This is a genomic window from Trichocoleus desertorum ATA4-8-CV12 (assembly GCA_019358975.1).
GTDB lineage: Bacteria > Cyanobacteriota > Cyanobacteriia > FACHB-46 > FACHB-46 > Trichocoleus > Trichocoleus desertorum_A.
In genome coordinates this window covers 26,755-39,675 of the sequence record JAHHIL010000010.1, presented here as the reverse complement: position 1 = coordinate 39,675, position 12,921 = coordinate 26,755, and the positions used below count along the sequence as shown (strand labels likewise).

Here is a 12,921-nt window from a genome sequence, read left to right as displayed (position 1 = left end):
AACTCCATTATCTACTTGTAGATTTGCTACAAGCCCTCCGGATCTACGCGCACATAGCCTAACAAAGCTCTAGAGTTAGCTAGGCCTTTAACTTCTGAGAGTATGAATTTAGCGTACTTCGAAGGTAGAGCAGTAATAATTAAAATGTTAAGCACTATTTTTAAAACAATCCGCCTCCTCATTAAAGCAGGATCATACTTAATAGCATTATAAAGGAGCCAAGCAATCTCCAATCCTCTCTTTCTACTAAGAGGTTCATTCATAATTCTAAAAAGAGCACACTTATAAAAATTAGCAATACTGTGCTGTTTGAGAACTGCCGATAGCGGCTCAGGAGCTTGATGAAAGGCTCTCTCTCTCACAGCCAAACTAGTTTCTTCCATTCTGCGAATGTTAGTACACATAGAATTAGAAGAAAATCGGTACAGAACATGTGGTGCTGCCACAGATACAAACTGATAACGAGCTGCTAGTCGTAAGTAAAGATCAAAATCTTGACTGGCAACTAACGATTCATCAAAACCGCCAACTGCAACATAGGCCCCACGCCGAATTAGTGTATTGGAGCCGCTAACTATAAAACAGCATAATAAAAGTTTTGCATATACCTTACCATTAGCGACTGTATAGTCTCCTTGACCTAAACGCTGACCCGACTGATCAATTATGTCTGTCCAACTATAAGCTACTTGTGCTTGCGGATTTTCCTGCAACGCTTGCCATTGAGCCTCTAGTTTTTCAGGGGTCCAAAGATCATCTGCATCCAAAAAGGCGATAAACTCGCCAGTAGTCTGAGCAAAACCACGATTACGGCTAACGGCAGCACCTGAATTAGGATAGGAAAAGACTTTGATCCGAGGATCGACGATGTGCTCAATAACATCTAAGGTTTTGTCTGTGGAGCCATCATTGACGATGATTAGCTCAAAGTCTTGCAAAGACTGCTCCAAGACGGAGGTCACAGTTTTTTGGATCGTGGTTTCGGCGTTATAAGCTGGAATAATTACAGACACTAAAGGCATAGTAGTCCAGATATTGCTAACTCAAGAAAAGACCATTTCTGTTAATGAGTACGGGAATCCGAACGAATTGAGTATGGAGGTCTTAGATCCAAACTAAAGGCGATCGCTCACAATCATACTTGAAACAATCTAAACTCAACCGTTCACTGAACAACACCCATGGCAACTATTCTGGAACAGGGCAACATCAGCATTCATACTGAGAACATCTTTCCAATTATCAAGAAGTGGCTCTACTCCGACCACGAAATCTTTCTACGAGAGCTAATCTCAAACGCCGTTGACGCGATTCAGAAGCTGAAGATGGTTTCTTACGCTGGGGAATTCTCTGGCGAGGTGGGGGAGCCGGAAATCCAAATTACGCTTGATAAAGACCAGAAAACCCTCTCTGTCTCTGATAACGGAATTGGCATGACGGCGGAGGAGGTCAAGAAGTACCTCAACCAGGTAGCCTTCTCCAGTGCGGAAGAGTTCGTTGAAAAGTACAAAAACTCTACTGACCAACAAATTATTGGTCACTTTGGCCTTGGGTTTTATTCCTCGTTTATGGTGGCAGCACGAGTTGAGGTTGATACTCTCTCCTACCGGGAAGGTGCCCAAGCGGTTCACTGGTCTTGCGATGGCTCAACCGAATTTAGTCTCGAAGAATCTTCTCGATCCCAGCGGGGGACTACGGTAACCCTAACTCTTCAAGAAGAAGAGTTGGAGTATCTGGAGCCTTACCGCATTAAGCAGCTAGTTAAAACCTACTGCGACTTTATGCCAGTGCCGATCAAGCTGGATGGCGAGCAGATTAATCGGCAAAAGGCTCCCTGGAAAGAATCTCCTAGCAACTTGACTAAAGAGGACTATTTAGAGTTTTATCGTTATCTTTATCCTTTCCAAGAAGAGCCGCTTTTATGGGTACACCTCAACACTGATTACCCTTTCGTGGTCAACGGCATTCTTTACTTCCCTAAGCTGAAGCCAGATGTAGATGTGACCAAAGGGCAAATCAAGCTGTTTTGCAATCAAGTTTTTGTGAGCGACAATTGCGAAGAAGTCATTCCCCGGTTCTTATTACCTTTACGGGGTGTGATTGACAGCGTTGATATCCCGCTGAACGTTTCTCGCAGCTTTTTGCAAAACGATCGCACGGTCCGGAGAATTGCGGACTACATTGCTAAGAAAGTGGGCGATCGCCTCAAAGAACTCTATCGAGATAATCGAGAAGAATATGTCCGCTGCTGGCAAGATTTAGGCACTTTCGTCAAGTTTGGTTCCATCAACGACGACAAGTTCAAAAAGCAAGTCGAAGATATTCTAATCTATCGCACCACTGCTGATTTGAAGCCAGCCAGTGCTGATACGCCTGCGGTGGAAGTGCAGTCTGAAGAAGGAGATGCTTGGCAAACGGTCACTCCTGCTCCAGAAGCCAGCTCAGGACCATCCTACACCACCATCAAGGAATACCTAGAGCGTAACCAATCGCGCCAGGAGAATCGAGTCTTTTACTGCACCGATGAAGTGACCCAAGCGACTTATGTAGAGTTGCACAAGAAGCAGGGATTAGAAGTCCTATTCATGGACTCCTTTATTGATACCCACTTCATCACCTTCTTGGAGCGGGAATATTCTGAGGTTAAGTTCTCGCGCGTGGACTCCGATCTCGATGACACCCTCATTGAAAAAGATCAAGCTGCCGAAATTGTTGATCCCAAGACCAACCAAACTCGTGGCGAGCAACTGAAGGAATTATTCCAAAAAGCCCTCAACCGACCCAAGCTGATCATTCGTACCGAAAGCTTAAAGTCGGACGATCCGAAAGGAACCCCTCCCGCGATCGTACTCTTGCCAGAAGCTTTGCGTCGCTTGCAAGAAATGAATGCTTTAATGCAACAACAACTCGCCCAGTTTCCTGAAGAGCACGTTTTGCTGGTAAACACAGCTCACCCATTGATTCAAAATCTGATTAATCTGAGCCAAGGCAGCATTATCCAGCCGGAAGGTCAATCTGATTCCAGCGAACTCGCCAACATGATTTGTCAGCACGTCTACGACTTAGCCCTAATGTCTCAGAAAGGCTTTGATGCTGAAGGGATGAAGGCATTCGTGGAGCGTTCTAATCAGGTGTTAACCCGCCTGACAGAGCAAGCAGCGAAGTAAGCCAAATTGAATCTGAGATCAGTGAGATAGAGGTGCGATCGCGCCTCTATTTTTTTCGACTCAGTCTTTCCGCTACCCTGAAGGGAATGCCCCACCTCATCAGCTATGCCTAAACTCCACCCCCACGTCAACTACGAATTTTTACGCCAAGGTCAATGGTTGCTGGGAATTGGGCTATTGGCTCTCGCAGTTTTTATTGTCTTACCCGAAAGCTATGGGCTGATGGTATCTTGGCCTTGGGTCGCTCTGTGGCAGTTAGGCTTTTTAGCGATCGCTGCTTGGCTTTTGTGGCGCTTAAGGCAGTTTCAATCTCCCTTTCGGCTCTTAGGGCATCATCTTGACTGGGCTGTAGGTTTGAGTGCAGTTTCTGTAACACTTTCCTCGCTATTTGCTTTTAAGTCGTTACCCTCATTTTGGTATTTGGCGATGGTGGGGGGGTATGGGTTAACCCTTTACGCTCTGACTAACTGGTTAACAGGGATGACAAAAGATGCAACAGCAGCGGAAGTAGCGGAGAGCGACTCCTCCAACCATCGGCGTTGGTGGCTTTTAAATGGGCTTGGCATTGCTGGCTGGTTAACGAGTGGCATTAGTGTGGTGCTGTGGGGGCTATATAAAAATACATTTACAGAACCAGTTAACCCTTACCCTCTAGGACACCACAATTTTGTTGCTGGCTATCTTGTCCTTACCTTGCCTGTGTTGTTTGTTTTAGGGTGGAGACAACATAACTGGTTGCGGTGGCTGTGGTTTGGTGGGACTGGGTTAGCGATCGCCGCCTTATACACTACGGGATCGCGGGGAGGGGCTTTGGGCTTCCTAACTTTGTTAATGCTAGGAACTGCCGCTCTAGTGATAGAAAATTGGCATACCAAATCCCTACGCCAGCCAGCATTTCGTACATTAGCTGCTGTTGGGGTTAGCTCTGTTGTTTTATTGGCCTGTGCTGTGCTAGTGCTGACTAACCCTAGAGTTCAACGCCTGACCTCAGCAATACTTTCAGGTAATACCGAAGGAAATGCTCAATTTCGCTTATTTACGATCGAAGCTGGGCTTCGCTTATGGCAGCATCACCCCTGGCTAGGCATCGGATTAGGCAATACCATCAAGCTCTATGATGTGTACCGACCGATTGAAGCTGGGATCACTGCCTTTCGGGTACAGCAATTACACTGCACACCCATTCAACTTTTAGCAGAACTAGGATTATTAGGCTTAGGAATATATCTGTTATGGCTTGGCCTATTACTGCATTTGAGTTGGAAACTTATTGGGCATTTCAGGCGGCAACTCTCCAACGTTTCTAGCAACGTCAGTGATCGCTTAGCTGTTTACGGTTGTAGTGCAGGATTGCTAGGTTACGCCACTAGTAGCCTGACGGATTTTCAACTAGAAAATATTGCCATTAGTTTAACCATTACAGCCTTGATTGCGGTCTTAGCGAGTTTAGGGGATCAGCTTTCTGCCCCGCTTGTGATCACCAAATCACCCTTCAGAAGGTTACTGAGTCTAGCTGGATTCACTCTAGCTCTGGCAGCACTAAGAATTTGGGTTCCCAACGATGCAGCTATGATATTAGCCTATGCAGGCAACTCTAATTTGCAAACTGGTAACTTGTCTGACTTTTACCGTCAGTGGTCAACTGCCGCCAAGATTGTGCCTTGGGAACCCTACTATCACTTTCAACTAGGGGCGCAACTGGCTGACGTTATTGCGGTACGTGATTCTGCATCCACAATTAATCAGGAGTCCACCCCGAAGTCTGCTCTTCCGAGTGTTCCTGAACCAAATCTTCAATATCAGCAACAGATTGCTCAGTTGGCTCAAACTCATTTACAGCAAGCTATCACCTTAGCTCCAGCTGATGAATTGTTTAACCGTTACCTGGGAGCCTGGTTGATCGATCGTGACCCTAAGCAAGCAGTGGAAAATCTGCGCCGCGCTGCCCAGCTCACCCCTCGAAAACTCTATACCTACGCTTTGCTGGGAGTTGCCTACTTTAACCAGCGAGACTACTCAAAAGCCACTAAAGCTTTTGCTTTGGAAGGGTTGATCAATCCTGAATTTTTGACCACTGAAGTTTGGCTAGACCCCAACTTCAAAGCCTTGCAGCCCCAAGTGATGCAGCAGACACTAGCCCTGTACAGAGAATGCCTCAGTCGTATAGCCCCTAACGAACCTGCCTATATTCTAATTGCTCAAAATCTGAGCTTATTAGAGTGGTGGACTACAGCCACAAGTTCAACTCAATCAACTCACTGGGAAATACAACGCTTCAGCCCCCTTGCCCAAGTGATTGTATTGATTGACCAAGGTCAAAATTCGCAAGTGTTCGGGCTTCTAAACAAGCTTAGTCCTGTAGAGGCGACTCAGGAATCCATCGCCTTATTGCAGGCATGGCTTTTACCTCAGAAATATTTAGGTGGGTTGCAGAAGCACATGCAGACTAATGCTCTCAAAGATGCTCTAGAAGCGTTACAAACCAGCATTCAGCAACATCGGCAGATTCGTCCTTGGCTCCTCTCGATGCATAGCTACACCAAGGCAATTAGTGAGCGAGTTGGTTTCTTCTCCTACCGCAACACTAATGGCCCAGATTTTATAGAGGTGCCGCGATCGCTGCCCATCAATGTGTTAGTCCACAATTTAAAACTATTCAATCCGGTGGGTACCGTGCCTATTTTTGACCAAACCCTAGTAGCAGCTCAAAAGGATTTACTGGGTTTGGACAGACCCTCATTGGTCCAGCTAAGCGGAACATGAGGGCAAATCGAAGTCAATCTGATGGAGATTGTGAACAGTTATATACAATAGAAGACTGTGTCCAAATTTATAGACTATTCGTCGAAAGGTTGCTTGCTATGAGTCGTAGATGTCAATTAACGGGTAAAAAAGCGAATAACGCTTACGCAGTATCCCACTCGCACCGTCGCACTAAAAAGCTTCAGGAAGTCAACCTACAGTGGAAGCGGGTTTGGTGGCCTGAGGGCAACCGCTGGGTTAAGCTGCGTCTTTCAACTAAGGCCATCAAAACCTTGGAACACAAAGGCTTGGCTGCGATGGCTAAGGAAGCAGGTCTCAACCTCAATCACTACTAAGCTTCCTCTATTCTCAGTAGCGATGCCTGTAAGGGTTTTGATACTACCCCTACGGGCATCTTTGCCTTTGATACATTTGCTAGGTTTGCCCAGTATTACAAATCCATATTTTATAAAAAATAAACATAAAAAAACTAAATTGATAATTTAAAGCTAATCTTGATCGAAACTGATAGTTTTGTCCGAACAAGTGGGTAATATAGTTTCGATTGACTTATACACAATCTTTATAAAGTTGTGATGAAGGTTAATCTACAGCGCTGGCTCTATTTTTTGTGTGTCCCTTCTAAATCAACCCGGCTAATAGACTCATGCTGTTGATTGACTATATTAAGCAGAGATGTGGAGTCAGTTCATTTAACTAATAAGTCAATAAACTACAGCCTTGCCGGAGTTTGATTCTACGGTGTGGTGATTTTCTCAATTGAGCTTATAGAGTCTTGGCTTGCTAAGACAGAACGAATTAAGTCTGGTTGGAAGAAGAACGTTAATTTTAGAATTCTCAAGAAACCGCCTTGAACTCTGCTGCCTAGTTCTGCTCAACCTCTAACTTTTCTCTAAATTTTTTTCTCTTACTTTCAAAGTACAGAACATTTCATCTGGAACAGGAAAGACACCATGTCAACTCGTCAGCAACCCAAGACCAAGCGTTTAATGAACTGGCTTTTGCGCAGCCTATTAGTTGTCGGTCAGCAGCCACAAGGCGCTAGCCAAGGTTTTGTGTTGCCTACTGTAGTCATGGTGACGCTAGTAGTAGTGCTGCTGACCACAGCAATGGTCCTGCGATCGTTTGATCGATCTAAAAATGCTAGTAACTTCCGGGTTAACGAGACCGTCTTAAACGCCACGTCGCCTGCGCTCGATCGCGCTAAAGCTAAGATAGACGCTTTATTTGCTGATCCAGCCTTGCCAAGAGGCACACCGTCTGAAACGGAGATGTATACCGCGATCGCTTCTAAGGAAAGGTATACCTTTGGGGACGAAACCCGTTTGAAGGTGGCTTTTGATATTGACGGTGGGGGTATTAGCACAGCTGCTGCTCCTTTACAGAACCAAGAAGTTGTTACTACAGCATGGCGCTTTCCTGTAGACACTGACAACAACGGTAAATTTGACAGCTACACTCTGTATGGCGTTTATCTACGGAGCCCCAGCATAGGTTCTAACGGTAACTTCAACCGACCCAGGAACCCGCTAGAGGCAAGATCAGCGCCTATGGTGGACGATCGCGTCCTAGATACCGCATGCAAAAATGCTTTTGGTGGTGCTAATAGTACTTCAACATTTTTGAGCAGTACTGGTTGGTACCGAGTCAATGATGTCTTAAAGAAAAGCTTTTTTGTTTATGCTGCCACTGTTCCGTTAAATAGTAGTGATGCGATTGTTGGTACTAACGCTGCTCGATATGAAGCCTATAAAGGGAATAAAGGATTTTCTGCCTTAGAGTTACAGCAGGATCGCAGCCGAATTCCTATTTATAACGCCGCAGTACTGTACGAAGATGACCTAGAAGTTTCCCCCGGTCCTGAATTTCGGTTAAATGGTCGGGTATTTACCAATAGCAACTTACTGACTGGTAAAACTAGTGGAGATATCCAGTACTACCAAGTGAGTGGCACCAATTCTTGCTACATCAAAAATGAAGAAAATAGCAAGATCGTCGTTGGTGGTAACGTTGGCTACGGCAACTTTACAGGTGATGCAACTTCGGGCGGAGTGCGAGTTGATCTCCATCGGGCCGGCACAATTGGTTCTGACAACATTGGTAGCGATCGCAGATCTGCAGGTAATCTCTCGACTGAAATCTCCTACAACAGTCAAGTTTACACAGAACGGATTGACTTTTTGGTACGCTCTGCCCTTGTCAAAGGTGGTGCTCAAACTATCACTGGCGTTTACCCAAACCAAAAGGCGGTATCACTTGATCCAGATGACGTCAAGAACAATATCGGGAGCCGACTTAACAGTGATGCCTCTCTAGACCCAGGTGCGGTACGCCAAGAAGAATTGGAGCGCTATTTACGGCAGCGCACCCGTCGTGTTCCTTACATCGAAGCAGCCATTGGTAGCTCTATTATTGGAACCACTGTAAATGGAGTGGCAATCGCGGATGCTAATACAGATGGGATTGCAGATGCTAACGCGGGTATCTTTCCCACCACTGGGAAGCTAAGACCCCCCGATGTTTGGGCCATGCCGATTGGGGCAGATGGTGTAACCAGCGCAGGCTACACTGGCTTGACCTTAAAGGGGGCTGGCACCACGATGGAAATGCCGATGACAGAACCGAAAAAGCGAAAAGAGACCTACAATCTTCAGGAAAAGTTGTTAGGCGATCGCGTTTTTGTAGGCAATAACCTGCCTTTCCTCCGGTACCTTACTGGTAGTGACAGTTTTGTCGGTCAGAGAACCCCCCACGAGCTAACTGGCAAAACCTGGGATGATGGCCCAGGAACTCGATATCGGGAGACTCGAATAGAAGAGCTACCCGACTTAGGGGTCACAAACCGTAGCGGTTTCTGGGAAAAAGCTACCACAGAGCAACCAGTCAATGCCCTGGATAACGTAGGTGGTTTGCGAGTCATTACGGGGGCAGGTATTTATCACAATACCTCCTCAGCAGTAGCGAACATTAGTGGTAAATCTTGGTTTGACGACAGAACGCTTGGGAAGCCAAATCCATTCCGCTCCGGTAACTTAGCCTCAGGTCAACCTGCCCCCTTCGTGAGCCAAGATGCTACTAATCTAGCAGGAGCAGTCACTGCTACAACCCGCTACACCATCGTCCAGCCAGATTCAATGCCCATGACTCCTGGTGCGATCGCTGGTACCGATCTCGCAGGTGTTGCCGTTACTACCAAACCAGACCTGCGGATGCGGGCGACAGCAGTTTATCACTACAAAAACAGTACAGGCATTGACCAAATACCCATTGCTTGCATCAGCAGCTACTACGACCCGACCAATGCCACAACTGCTAACAACCCAGCCACTGCGCCTTGGAATAATGTTGCAGGTGGTCAGTCTAATAACGGAATTGTTTATGGGCGTCCGTATTCTGATCTCACTGGCAGGTCCACCGCTGTTGCAACTTATCTAGTTGAACTAAAAGCGCAAGCACAAATGATGTTCCCAAATGGGCGCATCGCCAACGAGCAGTTACAAAATGCTTTGAAGAAGCTGACGTCAGGTGGCTCTCTAATAAGCAGCAATAATCCTCTATCTTTAGCAGAAAACGCTGCAATTGATACTGCAATTTGCTCGCTCAAAATTCTTGATGGCACCATTGGTGCACCAGGCGCGGGCCTAGCACCTAACTTTTCCATTCCTCACGGTGCAATTAGAGAAGTTTCATTCTTAGATGCTCGTCAAGTCAAAGCAGTTGATGGGGCACCAAACTTATCAATTAGCTCAGCATCCAGCACTACCACGGCTCGTACCTATAGTATGGGTAATACTGGCACCCTAAAGAAAGGGGATGTTGTTACCATCGGAGGGTTTAAGGATAATCTAGCGACGACTGGTATTAATGAGGCAGATCTCAACGTTACACGCGGAACCATTACAGCGGTTGCAGCTAATAGCAGCATCACTGTTTTAGGAGGTACTAGCACTGCCATTTCTGCTACTAATGGTGCTGCTGCCAAGATTTTAGAAGCCCTCACTAGCGATTACAATCTCAGCATCGAGGAGCGCCAACCTTTAGAAGTGCGCGCCACAGCCATTGACCTAAACGCTATCAAAACTCCGGTTGGCGGCTCCTCTCCGAATGAGTACTTGTTTCCAAATAGTGGCATTATTTACGCCTCTCGTGACGATGCACTGCTAGATCTGAGTGCCCCCCTATCCAGTTCATCGGCAGAAGCTAAACTCACTCAAAAACGCAACAGCCCAGTAGATTACCGTCTTGATCCTTCCCGCCGCCCCAACGGCATCTTGTTAGAAAACGGGGGCAGCTTAGGTCGAGAGACTAACTACAGACCCGAAGAAAAGGGTTTAGTGCTAGCTACAGATTTGCCTGTTTACATTGAAGGCAACTTCAATCTTCATACTCAAGAAGAGTTTACAGATCCCTTAGGGGCTGACTGGGGTAACTTTTACCCTCGTGCTGGAGTAAACCAAAACTTTGCTTGCCGTATCGGTCAGTACGCTGAATGCGATGCTGGCGATCCTTGGCGACCAGCCACAGTTTTGGCTGATGCAATCACTCCCCTTTCTGGTACTTTCCGCTTTGGTTTCCGGAATGAAGGTGACTATGACTTAGGCAACCAAACTGGTAGTAAAGAGTCGATTGTGAGTCGTCGGCGCAATGGTTTCTGGAACAACGCCTTCGCGATTAATGGCCTCAGTAGTGGAGGCATTACCGTAAACGCTTCCACTCCGACCGATGCTGCCTATACGGTTGCTACCGCCAGCAATGCAGTTGATAGTTCCTACTTCAGCAACTTTGTGACTCCTGTTCAGCGACGTGGCACCGTTCCGACGTATGTCATGGAAGTTTGCCGCAAGCTGCCTATCTCAACATGTGGTGCAAAGGATTGGGTTGTTGGCTTTGATATCAATGGTGATGGAGATGTGGGAGACTCCATTCTCATTGCTAGTACTACCTACAATGAGCAAACTGTCACTGCTAAAGATTTGGGAAGAATCATCAACCTTTCCAGAACTAATGCAGGCTTAGCAAGTGCAGATACTAATAATGACGGTATTGTTACTAATGCTGAACTCAACTGGCTAACTGCATACACCACGAATGGTAATACTAAGAGTGTTGCAGAACGGTTAGGGGCAGGAACAACCGCTAGACCGATTTTGCAGGCAGCAGATCGACGCTATGCTCGTCGCGTTGCTTTTGGGCGCGATCTCTATAACGCTTTGGTATTTACAACTATCCTAGATACCACCGTGAATCCGAACGTTTCGCGGCCTGTTGCAAAGCCTATGGGGGTAGGTTGTCCAGTTGATGTCACTGGTACCAAACCTGTTAGTAATGGTTGTCAATATCCCAATACCACAACCAGAACCCAGAACACCCACTACGGTACACCGGAAAATAATGCTCTCTGGTATAAAACTACAGATAGCATAGTCGGTCTACCAGGAGACAACCCCAGTAGCACGTTCCAGACTGAGCGGCCACTTTACTACTTGCCTCCCGACGAAGGTGGTGCCAAGCTAATTTTGCCTAACTTGCCAGATATTGCCCCAATCAATATCCTTAACCAAGGTTCGCCTGCACCATCAGACTTTACAGTTTGCGTCAACCAGAGCAAAGGTCTTGCTTCTACCGAGTACCAAGCAACCATACCTGTTACCGCTGAAGATACAACCTGTAGAAGCATGATTCAAAACGGAGGTGCTATTGACTTAGCGGTTGATGGATTACTGAGTGCTAGTACTACTCCTACTGATATTGCCTACAACGCAGGAACTAATAGATCTATTACCACCAATGCCTTTGGGGGGTATGACTACACCTTCAATTACAACGATGCGAACAATGATGGCATGACGGTAGTTAACTTCTCAGGTGCCACCACGTTTGAGAATGGAAGTACCATTACGCTTGATGCTGGTAGTGAGTCCAACGCCGTATTTGTGATTCGAGCTGGGTCATCGCTCAATATAGGTGGCAACTGTAGTGCCAGCCAAATCAACAGTACGGTTGCATGTAATGGGGTTGTTCTTAAGCTTAACGGCAACATTAGCCCGAACAATATCATCTGGGTGACGAGTGGTTCTGTAGACCTTAATAATGCGAACTCGGATAGACCTTCACAGTCACCTCCCTATCAAGCCACTCATATCAGCGGCACTTTCATGGGTAAAGCAGGGGGTGTTGATATCGGTGCTAACGTCAATATTGACGGTGGACGCTTTTTAGGCTTCTCTAACATCGGCAAAACTGCGGAGTCAACTGGTAGCAACACTTCTACAGTTACGGCTTCTGCGGATGATGGACAGCCCCTGGTGAATCCAGTAGTGCAACTGCAAGTACCAACTGGCAATCCTTCCAACACCAGTACCAGAGTCACGGTCGCGGGAGCAAAGTTTAACCTTCCTAACGTCACCATTAACGAAGTAAGAACAACAAAATGGCTTGCAAAAGCACCAGGAGCAACAACGTTTAACTTAGTGGCTGCTGCTGGAGATACCCCAGCTCGTCCAACCGAGGATAACGGTGGTTTACACAACCTCCTGCGTTTCCTAGAGACGTGGGACGGCACTGAGGTGAAAGCATTTGGCTCGTTTGTGCAGTTCAAGCGTAGCGTCTTTGCAACAGCTCCCTTCCAACCCATCTTTACTGCAAACACTGGGCCTGGCGGTCTATTTGCCTATCCCCAGGTTTACAAAATAGGAAATGCTGGTGGTCAGCTACCGTACTACGAACCACCCAATCGTAACTGGGGTTTCGATGTGGCTTTACTCAAGCAAAGACGACCAGACTTGTTAGCTGAGCGCTTCTCCACCGAACCTGTCCTCGCAGCTAATGAGTTCTTCCGTGAAGCTTCCCGCGATGACAAGTGGGTACAGCAGCTACTGTGTGCCAAGACCACTGATAGTACCCCCGTCAACGCTATCAACGACAGTGAGCGTCCTGCTAACTGCCCCACTGGTAATTGGTAAGACGTAGATTTAGTTCTGACTTTGTAACT

At 46.7% G+C, this 12,921-nt stretch carries 5 protein-coding genes; 4 read left to right on the top strand and 1 reads right to left on the bottom strand.

Translation table 11 applies throughout. From position 1 onward, the window contains the following. Positions 1-26 precede the first annotated feature (26 nt). Positions 27-1,022, bottom strand: coding sequence for a glycosyltransferase (locus KME12_10580; GenBank protein ID MBW4488221.1), 996 nt, complete (start codon positions 1,020-1,022; stop codon positions 27-29). Between the two features lie 159 nt (positions 1,023-1,181). On the opposite strand from KME12_10580, the gene htpG reads away from it, so the two are divergent. From htpG to hpsA, 4 genes are all read left to right on the top strand, one after another. Beyond that, a complete protein-coding gene (gene htpG, locus KME12_10575) occupies positions 1,182-3,167 on the top strand; it encodes a molecular chaperone HtpG (GenBank protein ID MBW4488220.1) in 1,986 nt (661 codons plus the stop codon). 105 nt (positions 3,168-3,272) lie between these two features. Beyond that, a complete protein-coding gene (locus KME12_10570; protein ID MBW4488219.1) occupies positions 3,273-5,930 on the top strand; it encodes an O-antigen ligase family protein in 2,658 nt (885 codons plus the stop codon). Positions 5,931-6,028: 98 nt separating this feature from the next. After that, positions 6,029-6,265, top strand: coding sequence for a 50S ribosomal protein L28 (gene rpmB, locus KME12_10565; protein ID MBW4488218.1), 237 nt, complete (start codon positions 6,029-6,031; stop codon positions 6,263-6,265). Between the two features lie 618 nt (positions 6,266-6,883). Then, on the top strand, positions 6,884-12,892 hold the full coding sequence (hpsA, locus tag KME12_10560) for a hormogonium polysaccharide biosynthesis protein HpsA (GenBank protein MBW4488217.1): 6,009 nt from the start codon (positions 6,884-6,886) through the stop codon (positions 12,890-12,892). Positions 12,893-12,921: the final 29 nt, after the last annotated feature.